Origin of the sequence: Rhizobium sp. SSA_523 (assembly GCF_030435705.1) — a bacterium.
Taxonomy (GTDB): domain Bacteria; phylum Pseudomonadota; class Alphaproteobacteria; order Rhizobiales; family Rhizobiaceae; genus Neorhizobium.
Genome location: NZ_CP129382.1, coordinates 1,979,845 through 1,995,717 on the forward strand (window position 1 = coordinate 1,979,845; position 15,873 = coordinate 1,995,717).

A 15,873-nucleotide genomic window follows, 5' to 3' on the forward strand; every position below is an offset into this window, starting at 1 on the left:
ATCTGATCACAGCGCCGGCCGGAAGCCATCGCCGCCCCAGGCATGGCGTCTGCGCGGCTGCGGCGGCGGCGGCGCATAGTGGCGGGCAAGGGCCAGAAGCGCGGTGCGCAGCATGAGCTTTGCCGAGCGGACCGGCCAGCCGCGTTCCCGCTCCACCAGCTCCAGCCCCTTGCCGAAGCAGCAGACATCAAGCGCCACGCCGGAAAGCTCCGGTCCCATGGCCTCGATCGCCTGGCCGACGCGTCGCCTGGCGGCCGCCGCACTCTCCGTCAGATCCGCCATGCCGCCTCTCTCGCCTTTCTGGCGCGCGTTGAGGCGCGGCTCCCAGCAGGCCGTGACCCGCGGCTGCAGCGCGGCCCGCTGAAAATCCGCTGCCAGGCGTTCGGCCGCCTCCACCGCCGCCTGCGGCAGGAAGGCGTCGCCGGAGCGGTCCTTCAGCTTCAGCAGCGGGCCGAGCGGCGATTCGTTCAGGTTGCGGCTGACCATTTGCCGGTCGCCTTCGACCTCGCATTGCTCTTGCACCAGAATGCGGTGCTGATCGCCAAAGTCCGTCTCCTTTGCCACCTGCAGGGCGCGGCGCAAATGGCTGGCCGTTTCCGCCGTGGCCCAGAGCGTCTCCTCCCGGCGCAGGATGAGCCCGGAGGAGAGCGCGGCATTCAGCAGCCTGTCGGGCACGATGCGCGGCGGGCCGGGCTGGACGAGCCGCCAGCTGCCCTCCTCTGCCGGTTCGATGGCGCAGGGCGCTTTCACGACGGCCCGCAGCAGGGCAAGCAGGGCGGCGGAGCCGGGCCCCCTGGTTGACGATTGACCATGCTTCGCCGTGCCCCCGTTCGCCGCCGGGCCTGCTCTGTCTTTTTTCGCCGCATCGGGACGGCGCGTACCGGAGCTTCGTCCTTTCGTCATGACCGATCTCCCGCAGCCTTCGCCTCCGCCGGGACAAAGACAGTGCTGACGATCTTTTCGATGCAGCAGACAAAGGCATCGAAGGGCTCGCTGTCGCGGCGGTCCTCGATCCTGCGGCAGGAATGGCTGACGGTGGTGCGGTCGCGCCCGAAGGCCCGGCCGATCTCGGTCATGGGGATGCTGAGGGCGACATGGCAGACATACATGGAGACCTGCTGGACATGGCAGAGCATGCGCCGCCGGTCACGCCGCTGAAGCTCGCGCTCTCCCAACAGCTCCATCACTTGCTGGACGACATCGCGCACCATGCGGCATACCTGGATAAGCGGAAGGCCTGCCGGCGCGATATAGGGTGTGGCAGACGGCACCCCGTCATGAAGATGACCGGCCAGTGTCGCGTCTTGGTTCGATTTCAGATCAAAGGACATGAACAACCCCTGCGTTATAGGAATTATTTCATACACCTTAAATCAAGAGCGGGGATAAGGAAAGCCGGAGCTGGCTGTGGGACAGTTGAAAAACGCCAAGGAAATCAAGGGAGCGGTCGACGCAACTAGGATTATTTTCATTATTTCTGTGCACGCCCCGCAGAAACGAGATCGCCGGAGGGGATGCTTGTGATCCCTTTCCGGCGATGTCATGCAGCGTGATGCGGTCCTGTTTCCAAGCAGACTTGCTTTGGCCTGCCAACGCTTCGTCCGCTCGGTCTATCGTTTTGGCGCAGGTTCCGATCGGAAAACCGTGAGACACGTTTCCGGAACCTGCTCAGGTCGTCGGGGCCAGTGAAAACCCGTTCGCCGATCCCGCTCTTCCTATCTGTGACGCCTGACTTCGGCGCCTTACTGTGACGCCTTACTTGGCGCCGCGCTTGCGGCGCTGGCCGAGGCCCATCTCCTTGGCCAGGCGAGAACGGGCCTGGGCATAGGCAGGAGCGACCATTGGATAGTCAGCCGGCAGACCCCATTTCTCGCGGTATTCTTCCGGAGTCATGTTGTAATGGGTCATCAGGTGGCGCTTGAGCGACTTGAACTTCATGCCGTCTTCAAGGCAGATCAGGTAATCGTCTTCAATGGACTTGCGGATCGGAACAGGCGGCTTCGGCTTTTCGACCGCGGTCGGTGCAGGCGCGGGCGAGGTCGTGTTGCTGAGTGCGTTGTGGACATCGGCGATGAGACTCGACAGATCGCCAACGGGAACAACATGGTTGCTGACATAGGCTGCGACGATGTCGGCGGTCAATTCCACCAACAGATCGGGCGCCATGCCGGCGACGGGTTCAGTCATCTGGTATCTCCTGTTGCGTTCAAAGACAGGCCCAGAAGGACCCGCCCGGCGTAGAGCAGGACCTTTTTTCACCCACCTCGTCCCGTTTTCGCGCAGGAAAGCTGGATCCACCCCTAGATCCAGCCGGAACGCAAGGCCGACAGAAAAAGGAGATACAGGTTTTAGGACTGATATCTTACCAATTCTTACCGCTCTTCTAACAGGTTAGAAAGGCGCACTTGGAAGGGAATCATGGCCGCGACCAGTATCAAAGCTCTACTATAATGCGATTAACATTCCTCTTCAGAAAGTCAAAATATAATTTGTATGGATTTAACCGTTCATTCGCGGAAGCGGGCTGCTGCTAGTCGTGCCTAGACTGCAGTGATAAAGGCAGGACCAATAATTTGTCCGCAAAACGGCATTAATCAAGGGGTCTGTCGCGGCGCAATTCGTCAATCACCGTCGTTTCATGCAGACGGTAGCCGACCTGATGGGCCGCCTTGGCCAGAAGATGTGCCGAAATGGGTGCCGTCAGGATGAAGAAGAGGAAGCCCGCCAGCGCCCGAGACAGGATGGAGAGGTCACTGGCATGCAGGCCGGCCGCCAGGAGCAGCAGGCCCGAGCCCACCGTTCCGGCCTTCGATGCGGCATGCATGCGGGTAAAGACATCGGGCAGCCGCAGGAGGCCGATCGAGGCAATCAGCGCGAAGGAGGATCCTGCGACCAGGATTATGGCGGTAACAATGGCGATCACGCTGGTCATCCTTTCACATCCTTCGCACCCGCTTTGACCGGCGTCGCGCCCCCGGAGAGCGCCTTGCCGGGATGCGGCCTATCCTCCATGGCACCCTCCTCGTCGGCCGTTCTGCGCGACAGGATGAAGCGCGCGAAGGCAACGGTTGCCAGGAAGCCGACGAGGCCGAGCGCAATCGCCACATCGATATACAGGGTGAAGCCGGTCTTTACCGCAATCACGGCGATGAAGCCGATGGCAATGCCCACCAGCATGTCCAGCGCCACCACCCGGTCGGCCAGTGTCGGCCCGGCAATCACCCGGCAGGCGGTTGCCAGGAACGACAGAAGCAGCAGGACGAGCGCCAGCCAGATGGCGCCTTGCAGAATGGTCTCGGCAGTCATCAGCGGAAAGCCTCCATGATCTTGCGTTCGAAGCCTTCGGCAATATCGCGCCGCGTACCCTCGACATCGGAGCAATCAATGGCGTGAACATAAAGAAACCGCCGGTCTTCCGACACATCCACCGACAGCGTTCCAGGCGTCAGCGTGATGAGATTGGCCAGCAAGGTGATCTCGAAATCGCGGTCCACCGTCAGCGGAAAGGCGAAGATGCCGGGCTTGATGGCCAGCCTCGGCCGCGTCACCAGCACCGCCACCTTCCAGGCCGACAAAGCAAGCTCCTTGAAGAACAGGATGGTGAGCGAGGCGATGCGGCCAATGCGGCCGAGATAGCTGACGCCGTGCGCCTGTTCGCGGATGAGCCCGATGGCGAGCGCGGCGACGAGAAAGCCGAAGAGGAAGTTGAGGAAGGTCGCGCTGCCGCTGACGGCAACCCACACGACCGCGAAGAGCACGTTCATGGTGAATGCGGTCATGGCGCAGGTCCTTGCGGAAAGACGGACTGGATATAGGCCGCGGGATTGACCAGGCCTTCGGCAGCGCTTTGCGACAGGCTGAGCGGCAGCTCCGGAAACAGGCCGAACACGGTGATGATGGCGATCAGGGCAAAGAGCGGCCAGGTCTCGGCGGGCGTGCTGCGCAGGGCAGCGGCCGGTGCCGCGGCGGCGTCCCCGCCAAGCTGTGACCGGACCTGCGCCCGCGCCTCTGGCTGTGCCACCGCCTCTGGCTGTGTCATCGCCGCTGGCTGTGTCATCGCCCCTGGCTGTGTCATCGCCCCTGGCTGTGCCAGTGGCAGGGCCTGCGCCGGACGCCAATAGGCAAACAGGAAGACCCGGGCGAGCGCGATGGTCGTCAGGAAGCCGGAGAGCAGGATGGCGGCCGCCAGCCACCAGGCGCCGATATCGAGCGAGGCCTTGACCAGCATGATCTTCGGCCACAGCCCAGAAAAGGGTGGCAGGCCGGAGACAGCCAGGAAAAGCGCCAGCGAGGCGAAGGCAAAGCCGGGCGCCAGCCGGTAGATCCCGCCGCCCTTGGTCAGGCTGACACTGCCGGAAATGGCGGCGGCGCGACCAAAGACGAGATAGAGCGCCGTCATCGCCAGAATGGAATGGAGCGCGTAGAGCAGAGCGCCGGTCAGGCCCGCCACCGTTCCGACGGCGATGCCGGCCAGCATGTTGCCGATGCCGACGATCACCGCATAGCCGGCCACACGGCGGATATCGTCCTGCGCCAGCATGCCAAGCGCCGCGATGATGAGAGTCAGCGCCGCCAGCACGCCGATCAGCAGGCTCAATTCCTCGCGCTGCAGCGGAAACAGCATCACCATGACCCGCATCAGGGCATAGATGCCGACCTTGGTCAGCAGCCCGCCGAACAGGGCGGAGACCGTGATCCGCGGCGTGTGATAGGAGGCCGGCAGCCAGAAATTGACCGGAAAGGATGCAGCCTTCATCGCAAAGGCCAGCACGAACAGCGCCGAAAGCGTCATCAGCGGCGCGCCTTCGATCTCGCGGGCCCGCAGCGCGATATCCGCCATGTTGAGCGTGCCGAACACGCCGTAGAGATAGCCGACGGCGATCAGGAACAGGGTGGTGCCGATGAGGTTCAGGATCGCATATTTCAGCGCGCCGTCGATCTGCTCCCGCTCCGAGCCCAGCACCAGCAGGCCGAAGGAGGAAATCAGCAGCACTTCGAACCAGACATAGAGGTTGAAGATATCGCCGGTCAGGAAGGCGCCCGAGACACCGGCCATCAGCAGCATCAGGAACGGAAAGAAGCCGTAGCGCCGGCCGCTGGCATTGATGTCCTTCAAGGCGCCTATGCCGGCGGCAAGCGCCACCAGCCCGGCCGCAAAGCACATCAGCGCGCCGAACAGGTCGACGGTGAAGGCAATGCCGAAAGGTGGCAGCCAGCGCCCCATGGTCATCGTCACCGGCCCGCCGGCAACGACCTTCACGAGCAGGGCGAAATCGACGAGCAGGAGGAGCACGAGCGCGGGGATCGCGATCCAGCCATGCAGGTGGATGCGATGGCGCACGGTCATCAGGACCGCACCGGCGCAGATCATCAGCGCCGGCGGCAGGATGACGAGCCAGTCGCCGAGGGTGGACGGCGCCATGACGAAGGCGGCGGAGAGATCAACAGGGATCGAGGACGGTGCGGCCATGATGTCTCGTCTTCTCAGTAGCCGCCGGGCGGCAAGGGATCATTCTTCGGCTCCGCCAGACGCATTTCGTCGGTATCGTCGGTGCCCAGTTCCTGGAAGGCGCGATAGGTGAGCACCAGAAGGAAGGCGAAGAATGAAAAGGAAATCACGATGGCGGTCAGGATCAGCGCCTGCGGCAGCGGATTGGCGGCGCCCGAAGGCAGCGTCGTCATGCTGGCGCCGATGATCGGCGGCACTTCCCGCGTCAGCCGGCCGGCGGTGAAGATCAGCAGATTGACGGCATTGCCGAGGATGACGATGCCGAGCAGCATACGCACCGTATGGCGGGACAGGATCAGATAGACGGCGGCAGCGAAGAAGGCGCCGACCAGAAGGGCGAGGATCGTTTCCATCAGTCGTCATCCCTTTCTTCCAGCGCCAGCGCAATCGAGGTGATGGAGCCGACGACGACGAGATAGACGCCGACATCGAAGGACATCACCGTCGCCAGCGGCACTTCCACCCCGAAGACGGCAGGGTAGATCCAGAGGCCGGTCATGAAGGGCACGCCGAACAGGACCGAGATCATGCCGGACAGCGCCGCAAGCAGAAGGCCGGCGCCGGCAATCGACATGGGATGGAAGACGATCGCCCGCCGCACCGCCGCCACGCCATAGGCAATGCCGTAGATGGCGAAGGCCGAGGCGGCGATCAGCCCGCCGATGAAGCCGCCGCCGGGTTCATTATGCCCGCGCAGCAGCACGAAAATCGAGAAGATGATCATCAGCGCCGTGAGGAAGGGCGCTACCGTGCGAAAGATCAGCGTGTTCATGGCCGGCTCCCTCCATTGCCGTCGGGATTGTTGTCGGCCGGCTTCAGCGGCCCGCCCGCCCTGACGCGGATGAGCGCCAGGATGGCAAGGCCGGTGATCATCACGACCGCGATCTCGCCCAGCGTATCCGTGCCGCGGAAGTCGACGATGATGACATTCACCACATTGGCGCCATGGGCGATGATCTTGGAATGCGCGTTGAAGAATTCGGTCAGGGCATTGTTGAACGCGCCCTCGGTCGATTTCATCAGAAGCAGGGCAAAGCCGATACCGCAGGCAATGGCGATGCTGGCATCGAGCAGTCGCTGACCCATGGGGCGGTGGTCGGAGGGCGCAAGCCGCAGGCGCGTCATGACCAGCGCCAGGATGACCACCGACAGTGTCTCGACCATGAACTGGGTGAAGGAAAGATCCGGCGCGCCGAACAGAAGGAAAAGCACGGCGACAGCAAAGCCCTGGATCCCCAGCGCGGCGATCGCCGTCAGCCGGTTCTTGGCGGTCAGCACGGCGAAAATGCCGAGGAGGCCGAGAGCGACGAAAGCCCATTCATGGATCAAGACATCCTTGGGAAAGGTCGGCCAGGCGGGCAGTTCACCATAGACGACGGGCGGCACCAGCAGCGTCAGCGCAATGAAGATGAAGGTCGCCGTCACATAGATTTCCATGCGGCCCGGCTGCGTCAGGCGGGTCACCGCGACGGCCAGGCGCACGAGGCCGCGGATCAGTGCATCGAAGGCCTTGTCCGGGCCAGGGCCGATCGAATCCAGGACATGCGTCATCGCCGCCCTTACCCGTGCGATCTGCAGGTAGACGAGAATGCCGAAAGCCACGGTGACGACCGACAGAAGAAGCGGCATGCCGAGATGCGGCAGGGTCGAGATCGTGACCTCGCTTGGCACGCCCTTGACCGCGCTCGTCATCGGCGACGAGATGAACCTGTGGGCAAGGCCGGAGAAGAGGCCGCCGAAGAGGCCGAGCACGGCCAGCACGCAGGGGCCGAGCGTGAGCAGGATCGGCCCTTCATGGGCATGTTTCGGCGTCTCGACCGGCTTTCCGAGAAAGGGCTTCAGCGCCACGGCAAAGGCGGCGGCAAACATCAGGCCATTGCCGATGATGGCCACCAGCGTGAAGAGGATGGAGCGCAGATTGCCGCCGGCCAAAGCGTAATAGATCTCCTCCTTGGCGAGAAAGCCGAAGAAGAGCGGCAATCCGCCCATGGACAGCGCCGAAAGGACTGCTGCGGCGAAGGCTACCGGCATCAGGCGCGAAAGCCCGCCAAGGCGGGTCAGATCGCGCGTCCCCGCCTCGTGGTCGATAATGCCGGCGATCATGAAGAGGGCGCCCTTGAACAGCGAATGGGCGACCAGATAGAGCACCGCCGCGGCAATCGCATGCTCCGAGCCGAAGCCCGTCAGCATGACCAGAAGGCCAAGCGAGGCCATGGTCGTATAAGCGAGCATCAGTTTCAGATCCGTCTGGCGCAGCGACAGAAGCGTGCCGACGATGAGCGTGATGCCGCCGAAGAAAGGCAGGAGGATTTCCCAGGCAGGCGTATCGCCCAGCGCCGGATTGAGGCGCATCAGGAGGTAGACGCCGGCTTTCACCATGGTCGCGGAATGAAGATAGGCCGATACGGGGGTCGGCGCCTCCATGGCATTCGGCAGCCAGGCATGGAAGGGAAATTGCGCGGATTTGGTGAAGCAGCCGCCCAGCACCAGCAGCAGGGTCGCCAGGTAGAAGGGGCTGGCGCGCAGGGCATCGCCCATATGGATGATCAGCGACAGCTGCGTCACGCCGGTGATGTTCCACAGGAAGATCAGCCCTGCCAGGAGCAGCAGCCCGCCGCCGCCGGTGATCACGAGCGCCTGCAGCGCCGAGCGTCTTGCCGCGGCGCGCTCGTGGTCGAAACCGATCAGCAGGAAGGAGGTGATCGAGGTCAGCTCCCAGTAGACGAAGAGCATCAGGAAGCTGTCGGACAGGACGAGGCCGAGCATGGCGCCCATGAAGAGCAGGATGAAACAGAAGAAGCGGCCCTGCTGCGGATGGCCCTTCATATAGCCGCCGGCATAAAGCACGATCAGCGTGCCGATGCCGGTGATCAGCAGGGCGAAGGTGAGCGACAGGCCATCGATGAACCAGGAAAAGGAGAGGTTGAAGCTCGGCACCCACACATAGCCGCCGGTGACCACCTCGCCGGCCGCAATCTCGGGGAGGAAACCGGCGAAATGGGCGAAGGAGAAGGCCGGCGCGAGCGAAAGCAGCCAGGCGGCCTTATGCGACAAGTGCCGCGTTGCAAAGGGTGCAAGGCCGGCAGCGATGAATGGCAGGAAAAGACACAATAAGGTCATCGATCTCGTCCCGGCCTTCCGGCTGCGCAGTATCGCATTCTGTACAACTCCCCCTCATCAAAATGTCACGACCGCGAATTGTTTACGGCATCAAATCCCCGGGCTCAACGTTGCTGAACAGGAAATCGACCTGCAGATGGCTTTTTCCGCCGAAGATGAATTCCTATTTACGCAGAAACGGAAAGGATCAACCAATGTCGGGCACGATCACGAAGAAGGTGAACAAAAGTGATGCCGAATGGCGCGAGCAGCTGACGCCGGAGCAATATCGCATCCTGCGGCAGGCGGGCACCGAGCGCGCCTTTACCGGCCCTTACTGGGATAACAAGCAGGCCGGCATCTATCGCTGCGCCGGCTGCGACACGGCGCTGTTCGTTTCGGATACGAAATTCGATTCCGGCTGCGGCTGGCCGAGCTATTTCGAACCTGTGAGCCCGGGCGTCGTGACCGAACGACGCGACACGACGCATGGCATGCTGCGCACCGAAATCCGCTGCGCCACCTGCGACGGTCATCTCGGCCATGTGTTTCCGGATGGTCCGAAGCCGACCGGCCTGCGCTATTGCATCAATGGCTATGCCATGGTGTTCGAACCGGCCTGACCTTGCATGGCGACGCGCAGCCTCGGACAGGCTGCGCGCATCCCGGCGATCCGTGGATCATCAGGCAGGCATAGGCCGAGCATTACCCGGGCAGATGCGGCAGGGTCTTGCGTTCGGGAAAGAGTTCTTCGGCAATGGTCATGACGATCAGCGACAGCGGCAGCGCCAGCATGGCGCCGACAGCGCCCCACATCCAGGTCCAGAACAAAATGGCGACGAAGACCAGGAAGGGATTTATCTCCCATTGACGGCCCATGACCGCCGGAAAGGCCAGGTTTTCCATGACCAGATGGATGACGAAGAAGATGATGGCCGGCAGAAGGCCCAGCATCAGCGTGTCATGAGTCAGGATCCCGGCGACGGCCACCGCGAAGGTCATCAGGGTAATGCCCAGGAAGGGGATGAAGCTGGAAATGAAGGCGAAGACGCCCCACAGGACCGGCATGGGCAGGCCGCCGAGATAGGCGATCAGCGTCATCACCAGGCCGAGACCGGCATACATCAGGCTGGCCGTGGCGAAATAATAGCCAAGCACTTCCTCGATCGCATTCATGATGCGGATGGTGAGCAGCCTTTGCCGCCGCGTGGGAAAGGCCATGATCAAGGTGCGGCGCAGCCGCAGACGTCCGTAGAGGAACAGCAGCAGGCCGGCAAAGAAGATCAGGCCCTGCGCTATGGCGGGCGTCAGACTGACGGAGAGCACGCTCAGCACATTGCCGCTGTTTTCGATCAGCTTCTCCATCGACATCGGGCCGCTCTGGAAGGTGGCGGGGCTGATATTGAGCCAGTGATGATCCGCCAGGAAGCCGGTGACACGTCCCAATATGTCTTCCAGCACCCGCGGACCGTCGCTGATCAGCATGGACAGCGGGCCGATCAGCGCATTGATCAGCAGGAAGACGATCAGCATGACCAGGCCGGAGAGAATGAGCGCGATGCCGAAGCGCGGAATGCCCATCTCGCCCATCCGGTCGGCAACCATGCCGAGGATCATGCCGACGACGAGCGCCAGCGCGACGGGCTTCAGGATGAGCGACAATTGCTCGACGATCGCCATGCTGACGATCAGGAACAGGCCGATCACGGCCCAGGCCTTGGCGATTTCCAGCGCCTCGCGGCCGAGCGGCATGAACTCGGTCGCATCTCCATAGACGGCAACCTCCTCCTGGCGCGCGCCCTCATGTTCGATGACGCGGCGCTTGGTGCGGCCGTTGCGGCTATGGGTTGAGGACATGGATGGCTGCTCTCCTGATCGACCACATCAACGCCCCAGGCAGCCGGCGGTTCCACAGGATCGGACGGCGAAGTCGCCGTCACGTCGCCTGCGTCGTCGGGGCGGTTGCGGAGGGTGCCTCGCCAAGGCTCAGGCCGATGCCCGAAGGATCGCGGAAGGACCAGCCGTCGCTCCTCCGATGGACCTCGATCTCCTGCTGTTCCAGGCTTGCCAGCACCTGGTTCAGCAAAGCCGTGTCGCTGAAGACCAGCCGGTAGTCGGCCAGGCCGGTCATGCCCTTTTCGCGTCGTTCCGCCCCGCGGCTGTTCCAGATATTGGCGGCCAGGTGATGGTGATAACCACCGGTGGCGAAGAAGCTCGCTCCGGGATAGCGCGCCATGATCTTCAGCCCGAGAACATCCCTGTAAAAGGCATCCGCCTGCGCAAGATCCCCCACCTGCAGATGGATATGCCCGATCGCCGTTCCTTCGGCCATGCCGGCGAAACGCTGCCGGGGCGCGCTGTCATAGAGTGCCTGCAGATCAAGGCGTTCCGTCGCCATCTGGACGGTGCCGTCGGCGAGATAGGTCCACTCGTCCGGCCTGCGGTCGCGATAGATCTCGATCCCATTGCCTTCCGGATCGGCCAGATAGAGCGCCTCGCTGACGAGGTGGTCGGAGGCGCCCTGCAGCGTCACGCCGTCATTGGCGGCATGCGCGAGCCAGGCGGCGAGTTCTTGTCGGCCCGGCACCAGGAATGCGGTGTGGAAAAGGCCAGACGCGCCGCGCGGTGCGCGGGCCAGCATCCTGTCGGTGCTGAGAGTCAGAAGCGGCAGAGGACCAACCCCCAGCACGGCCCCCGAGGGCGATGACTGCAGGACCGACAGACCGATGATGTCGCGATAGAAGGCCACCAGGCGATCCAGATCCTGCACCTGCAGATGCGCCTGCGCCACATGGGCGGGACGTGTCAGCGCAAAGCTCGTGGCCACCGCTGGCAAGCCGGGCTGCGTTATCGGGCCAGCAGGCGTCGGCGTCGGAGTTGGCGAGGTGGATGACAGGGGTGCGGGGGCAAGCGGCTGCATGGGAACGGCCTTTCTCATTCGTCTTGTTCATGATGTAGGCGCAGGCTGGCGTTCACGAAAGATGCGAGATTGGCGAAACAATGTTCACGATATTGAAACAGTCCTTCCACAGTCGATCCGCTAAATTTGACTTCGCTCAAGGCAGCCTGCGCGCAGGACGCGCACAGTGCCCCCATCACACATGGGGAGATGCATCATGTACAAGAGCATTACGGTTGCCATCGACATGGGCCAACTGGAACGGGGTGAACGTCTGTTGACCAAGGCGATGAGCCTTTTGGACAGTGGCGGCAGGATCGTCCTCGTGAATGTGGTGGAGGAAGTGCCCGGCTATCTGACCGTCGATATCCCGCTCGACCTGATGGGCCAGGCGCGCAAGGATGCGCTGTCGCATCTGACCGCGCTGCGTGACAAACTGTCCGCCGATGCGACGATCGATATCCGCCAGGGCGGCCCGGCGCATGAGATCCTGGCCAGCGCCGAAGCCAATAATGCCGATCTCATCATGCTCGCATCGCATGTGCCCGATTTCTCGAACTATTTCATCGGCGCCACGGCAGACCGCATCGTCCGTCATGCCAAATGCTCGGTCCTGGTGGATCGCTGAGCGAAGAAGGAAGAAAATGATGAACAGCGCCGATTACAAGGCCCGCCTGCAGGCGCGCCAGGCCGAATTGCGCCGGAGGCTGGAGCGGATCGAGACCGATCTCGACGAGCCGCGCAATCCCGACGACGATGACCGCGCCGTGGAGCGTAATAATGACGAGGTTCTGGAAGGGCTGGGAGATGCCGGCCAGCGGGAATTGATCGCGGTCGACGCGGCTCTCGGCAGGATTTCCGCCGGCACCTACGGCGTCTGCGCCAGATGCGGCGAGCCGATTTCCGAAAAGCGGCTGGACGCCGTCCCGCATGCCGCGCTTTGCGCCGACTGCGCGGCCTCGGCCTGAGGGGCACAGGCCTGAGGGGCATAGGCCCGAGACTGTCGTTCTTGAGCGGCGCCGTCTCTGAGAGGTACGGGGCCGGCTTGGGGCGCCCGGCAGCTGCCATGGCCTTCGCAGGTCAGCCAAGGTTACGGCGCACAACGGAATGTGATGGGCAAAACCGCCTGCCAGACGGTTGCGTCTTTGGCTGCGGAGCGGCATTGTTGCACCTGCGAGCGCTGGACGATGCGGAAGGATCGGAAAGGCGCTAGCATTTTCATGCTGGCGCGTGATCCTTTCGACTTTCAGTGCTCGGTCGGATCGCGCATCAGCGGGCGCATCATGCACGAGAGTTTTCATGACCGACCTGTTCAGCTTCGGCCGAACCTATGACTTCCACGAGATTGTGGCCGACGGCGTGGTGCATGGCATCGGCCTCGTCCTGGCGCTGATCGGCGTCACGGCGCTGATTTTCTATGCGACGCTATGGTCCAATTCGGGCGGCCTCGTCGCCGCCTGGGTCTACGGCATTGGCCTGCTGCTCTGTCTCGCCACGTCCTTCACCTATAATATCTGGCCGCATTCCCGCACGAAATGGATCCTGCGGCGCTTCGATCATTCGGCGATCTTCGTGCTGATTGCCGCGACCTATACGCCATTTCTCGAGCGCGGCGCCTCCGAGCCGCTGATCCTCGCAATGCTGATCTTCGTCTGGTCGGCGGCGATCTTCGGCATCGTGCTGAAATGCGTCTTTCCCGGCCGCTACGACCGCCTGGCCATCCTGCTCTATCTCGGCATGGGCTGGAGCGGCGTCGTCGTCGTGCCGCATCTGGCGGAACTCCTGCATCCGGTGACCCTCTGGCTGATCGTCATTGGCGGCATCATCTATTCCTTGGGCGTGATCTTCCATGTCTGGGAGAGGCTCCGCTTCCAGAACGCCATCTGGCACGCTTTCGTGATCGCCGCGGCCGCCGTCCACTATTCCGCGGTCCTTACCTGTTTCAGCCTGTCGGGCGGCGCCTGACATAGGCCCTGTCTCACGGCCTCTCCCGGCGTCTGCTGCCAGCCTCTGCTTGCCGCGCGCAACACGTCCCTTCTCCCGCCGGATGCCGTCCCGACCGAATTTTACGGAACAGACGCCCGTCCTTCCTGTTGGTGTTGCATTGCCAAGGAAAGGAAGAGAGCATGTCTCAACTTGCAGAGGAGTTTATCCGGGCGCTGAAGCGGCTGGAGGACAGCGGCGATGCCGACGCGATCGTCGCCCTGTTCGGTGCCAATGCAACCGTCTCCAACCCGCTCCTGAGCGAGCATGGGCAAACGGAGGGCGACCCGTCGAAGTTCTGGCGTGACTATCGCGGCAGCTTCGACAAGATCACCTCGGAGTTCAAGGCGGTGGTCAGCCAGGACGGCGCCTCGTTTCTGGAATGGGTGAGTGAGGGCACCCTGGACGGCAAGTCTTTCCGCTATGGCGGCGTTTCCGTCCTGGACGAGAAGGATGGCAAGATCGCCGCCTTCCGCACCTATTTCGATCCCCGCCAATTGCCGCCCGCGCAGAAGACCACGGATGGCCGCAGCGAACTCGACCGCGCCCAGCAGGAACTCGCAGAACAGCGCGCCGAAGGCGGTTATGCCTGAGCGCCGAATTATGTGAGTGAAAACTAATGCGCGCCCGGAACTCTGGGCGCGCCCGGATGTTGGCACTGGCCAGGGGTTGGATGCGATCTGCACTCCTTCGGGCTGATGCCGGAGGGAAATGGTCGCCACGCCAAACCACTTGCAACGCAATGATCGAGTGGAACCGACCATGCCTTCTTCGCGCACAAAAAGCCGCAACACCCGCAGCACAACCCGCCAGGCCGGGTCCGGCGACAGCGACCTGTTGAGCCGCAGCAATCTGCCCGACTGGATCGTCCAGGCGTTGAAAGCCAATCGGATCCGGAGACTGAGCCAGCTGGCGCCTCTGTCCGACCGGCAGTTGCTGGCGCTCTCGGGCATTGGACAACGGGCCTCGCAGCATATCCGCGCAGCACTCGCCCGGCAGAAGGCCGCACTGCCGCAGGCCGGCAGCGCCCGGCCCGCCGATGACCACGGCTCGGCGACACTTGCGGACTAAGGGTCAAGCCGTAAAACCCGATGGGTCAAACCATCTGCTGCGCGCAAGCCTTCTGGGCCCTGTGCGTCGCCTTGTCGCCCGAAAGTCTGTCTGCTATAGGAGACGAAAGTCAATTATAGTGGAATGCCTCTGTGCAGCCTGTCATTCGTGATGCCGACGCCGCCGATCTTCCGGCCATCCTGGAGATCTATAATGATGCGGTCGCCAACACGACGGCCATCTGGAACGACCGGCTGGTCGATCTGGAGGACCGGAAGGCCTGGTTCAAAGCGCGGCGCGAGCGCGGCTTCCCCATTCTCGTCGCGGAAATCTCGGGCACGATCTGCGGCTATGCCGCCTATGGGGACTGGCGCGCCTTCGAGGGTTTCCGCCATACGGTCGAACATTCGGTCTATGTGCACAGGGAGCATCGCGGCGCCGGAATTGGCAAGGCCCTGATGCAGGACCTGATCCTGAGAGCGCGCGCCGGCAATATCCATGTCATGATCGGCTGCATCGAATCCGGCAATCTCGGCTCGCTCCGGCTGCATGAGAGCCTGGGCTTCCGCGAGGCGGGACATTTTCGCGAGGTCGGCACGAAATTCGGCCGCTGGCTCGATCTCACCTGCATGGAATTGCGGGTCTGATGATCCGGCAGGCGTTTACGGCGATCGCTGTTCGGATCGCCGTAAAGCTCGCATCCTTTCGGACGCTGGATCGGCAAGATCAGTCGTAAAGATAATACTGCTGCCACTTGCCGCGCGGCACCTTGCCGCCGACCTTGTATTCGAAGGACAGGACTTTCAGTCCGTCTTCCGCGGTCACGCATCTGTATTTCAGGCGATACCATTCGCCCTTGCTGCGGAAGACCGCTCCGGGTGCCCGGAAGGAATTGCCCTTTTCGACGGTATCGCCGAACGTATAGGCGATGACCTTGTCCGGGCTGTAGCTTCCATCGGCTTTGGCGATGCGGCTCATGGCCTCCATGTCGCAGCGCTGCTCGCGCCTTTCCTCGGGCGTGAGGCGATCGAGTTGCTGGACGATACGATTGTCGAGGGCCAGCGCGGGAACTGCAATAGACAGGCAGAGACCTGCGATGGCGGTACGAAGAACGGGATTCATGTCATTTCCATCCAATATGACTCGGACGCGGCGGAAACTAGAGGACGTGTATCCGCTTGACCACCCACCATGACGGGAAGAACCGTAAATGTGATCAGCCATGAGGATGGGCCGATGTGATCGGGCTCCACCCGGCGCAATTGCCTTGTGGATTGTCCGTGGCCGCAAGGAAATCCCGCCGCCGCCTTGCCCTTGCCCCGGCCGCCGCTTA

20 protein-coding genes are annotated in these 15,873 nt (G+C 62.8%); 7 read left to right on the forward strand and 13 right to left on the reverse strand.

The genetic code is table 11. The features are described from left to right. Positions 1-6: 6 nt before the first annotated feature. The 10 genes from QTJ18_RS17855 to QTJ18_RS17900 form a co-directional block, all read right to left on the reverse strand. The gene (locus tag QTJ18_RS17855) at positions 7-903 is read right to left on the reverse strand and encodes a DUF6456 domain-containing protein (RefSeq protein ID WP_252752686.1); all 897 of its coding nucleotides are present in this window, start codon (positions 901-903) and stop codon (positions 7-9) included. Beyond that, positions 900-1,331, reverse strand: a complete 432-nt coding sequence (locus QTJ18_RS17860) for a helix-turn-helix domain-containing protein (protein ID WP_252752685.1) — start codon at positions 1,329-1,331, stop codon at positions 900-902. The genes QTJ18_RS17855 and QTJ18_RS17860 overlap by 4 nt, the downstream gene beginning before the upstream one ends. A gap of 424 nt (positions 1,332-1,755) precedes the next feature. Continuing rightward, entirely contained in the window at positions 1,756-2,187 is a 432-nt protein-coding gene (locus QTJ18_RS17865) for a Ros/MucR family transcriptional regulator (RefSeq protein WP_252752684.1), read from the reverse strand. Positions 2,188-2,590: 403 nt separating this feature from the next. Further along, positions 2,591-2,932 carry a monovalent cation/H(+) antiporter subunit G gene (mnhG, locus tag QTJ18_RS17870; RefSeq protein WP_252752683.1) on the reverse strand — a complete coding sequence of 114 codons (342 nt, stop codon included), beginning with the start codon at positions 2,930-2,932 and terminating at the stop codon, positions 2,591-2,593. After that, the gene (locus tag QTJ18_RS17875) at positions 2,929-3,306 is read right to left on the reverse strand and encodes a cation:proton antiporter (RefSeq protein ID WP_252752682.1); all 378 of its coding nucleotides are present in this window, start codon (positions 3,304-3,306) and stop codon (positions 2,929-2,931) included. The genes mnhG and QTJ18_RS17875 overlap by 4 nt, the downstream gene beginning before the upstream one ends. After that, positions 3,306-3,779 (reverse strand): Na+/H+ antiporter subunit E, encoded by a 474-nt coding sequence (locus tag QTJ18_RS17880; RefSeq protein WP_252752681.1) that lies wholly within the window; start codon positions 3,777-3,779, stop codon positions 3,306-3,308. Before QTJ18_RS17880 ends, QTJ18_RS17875 begins: the two co-directional genes overlap by 1 nt. Then, positions 3,776-5,470 carry a Na+/H+ antiporter subunit D gene (locus QTJ18_RS17885; RefSeq protein ID WP_252752680.1) on the reverse strand — a complete coding sequence of 565 codons (1,695 nt, stop codon included), beginning with the start codon at positions 5,468-5,470 and terminating at the stop codon, positions 3,776-3,778. Before QTJ18_RS17885 ends, QTJ18_RS17880 begins: the two co-directional genes overlap by 4 nt. Before the next feature lie 14 nt (positions 5,471-5,484). Further along, positions 5,485-5,862, reverse strand: a complete 378-nt coding sequence (locus tag QTJ18_RS17890; RefSeq protein ID WP_252752679.1) for a Na+/H+ antiporter subunit C — start codon at positions 5,860-5,862, stop codon at positions 5,485-5,487. Next, positions 5,862-6,281, reverse strand: coding sequence for a Na+/H+ antiporter subunit B (locus tag QTJ18_RS17895; RefSeq protein ID WP_252752678.1), 420 nt, complete (start codon positions 6,279-6,281; stop codon positions 5,862-5,864). Before QTJ18_RS17895 ends, QTJ18_RS17890 begins: the two co-directional genes overlap by 1 nt. Continuing rightward, on the reverse strand, positions 6,278-8,629 hold the full coding sequence (locus QTJ18_RS17900; RefSeq protein WP_252752677.1) for a putative monovalent cation/H+ antiporter subunit A: 2,352 nt from the start codon (positions 8,627-8,629) through the stop codon (positions 6,278-6,280). The genes QTJ18_RS17895 and QTJ18_RS17900 overlap by 4 nt, the downstream gene beginning before the upstream one ends. 194 nt (positions 8,630-8,823) lie before the next feature. On the opposite strand from QTJ18_RS17900, the gene msrB reads away from it, so the two are divergent. Further along, the gene (gene msrB / locus QTJ18_RS17905; protein WP_252752676.1) at positions 8,824-9,231 is read left to right on the forward strand and encodes a peptide-methionine (R)-S-oxide reductase MsrB; all 408 of its coding nucleotides are present in this window, start codon (positions 8,824-8,826) and stop codon (positions 9,229-9,231) included. 82 nt (positions 9,232-9,313) lie between these two features. Here the strand turns inward: msrB and QTJ18_RS17910 are convergent, their stop codons facing one another. Both QTJ18_RS17910 and QTJ18_RS17915 read right to left on the reverse strand, forming a co-directional pair. Beyond that, positions 9,314-10,465: an AI-2E family transporter gene (locus QTJ18_RS17910; protein WP_252752675.1), complete on the reverse strand. Its 1,152-nt coding sequence runs from the start codon at positions 10,463-10,465 to the stop codon at positions 9,314-9,316. Positions 10,466-10,544: 79 nt separating this feature from the next. After that, on the reverse strand, positions 10,545-11,546 hold the full coding sequence (locus tag QTJ18_RS17915) for a VOC family protein (RefSeq protein WP_252752674.1): 1,002 nt from the start codon (positions 11,544-11,546) through the stop codon (positions 10,545-10,547). Positions 11,547-11,724: 178 nt separating this feature from the next. Here QTJ18_RS17915 and QTJ18_RS17920 point away from each other — a divergent pair, with 178 nt between their 5' ends. From QTJ18_RS17920 to QTJ18_RS17945, 6 genes are all read left to right on the forward strand, one after another. After that, positions 11,725-12,135: a universal stress protein gene (locus tag QTJ18_RS17920; RefSeq protein ID WP_252752673.1), complete on the forward strand. Its 411-nt coding sequence runs from the start codon at positions 11,725-11,727 to the stop codon at positions 12,133-12,135. A gap of 19 nt (positions 12,136-12,154) precedes the next feature. Beyond that, positions 12,155-12,475: a TraR/DksA family transcriptional regulator gene (locus QTJ18_RS17925; protein WP_252752897.1), complete on the forward strand. Its 321-nt coding sequence runs from the start codon at positions 12,155-12,157 to the stop codon at positions 12,473-12,475. 331 nt (positions 12,476-12,806) lie between these two features. After that, entirely contained in the window at positions 12,807-13,472 is a 666-nt protein-coding gene (gene trhA, locus QTJ18_RS17930; protein WP_252752672.1) for a PAQR family membrane homeostasis protein TrhA, read from the forward strand. Positions 13,473-13,633: 161 nt separating this feature from the next. Next, positions 13,634-14,083, forward strand: coding sequence for a nuclear transport factor 2 family protein (locus QTJ18_RS17935; RefSeq protein ID WP_252752671.1), 450 nt, complete (start codon positions 13,634-13,636; stop codon positions 14,081-14,083). Positions 14,084-14,252: 169 nt separating this feature from the next. Beyond that, complete coding sequence (locus QTJ18_RS17940; protein ID WP_252752670.1) at positions 14,253-14,561, forward strand: hypothetical protein; 309 nt, start codon at positions 14,253-14,255, stop codon at positions 14,559-14,561. Between the two features lie 131 nt (positions 14,562-14,692). Continuing rightward, entirely contained in the window at positions 14,693-15,187 is a 495-nt protein-coding gene (locus QTJ18_RS17945; protein WP_252752669.1) for a GNAT family N-acetyltransferase, read from the forward strand. Between the two features lie 79 nt (positions 15,188-15,266). On the opposite strand, the gene QTJ18_RS17950 is transcribed toward QTJ18_RS17945, so the two are convergent. Next, positions 15,267-15,662: a DUF930 domain-containing protein gene (locus QTJ18_RS17950; RefSeq protein ID WP_252752668.1), complete on the reverse strand. Its 396-nt coding sequence runs from the start codon at positions 15,660-15,662 to the stop codon at positions 15,267-15,269. Positions 15,663-15,873: the final 211 nt, after the last annotated feature.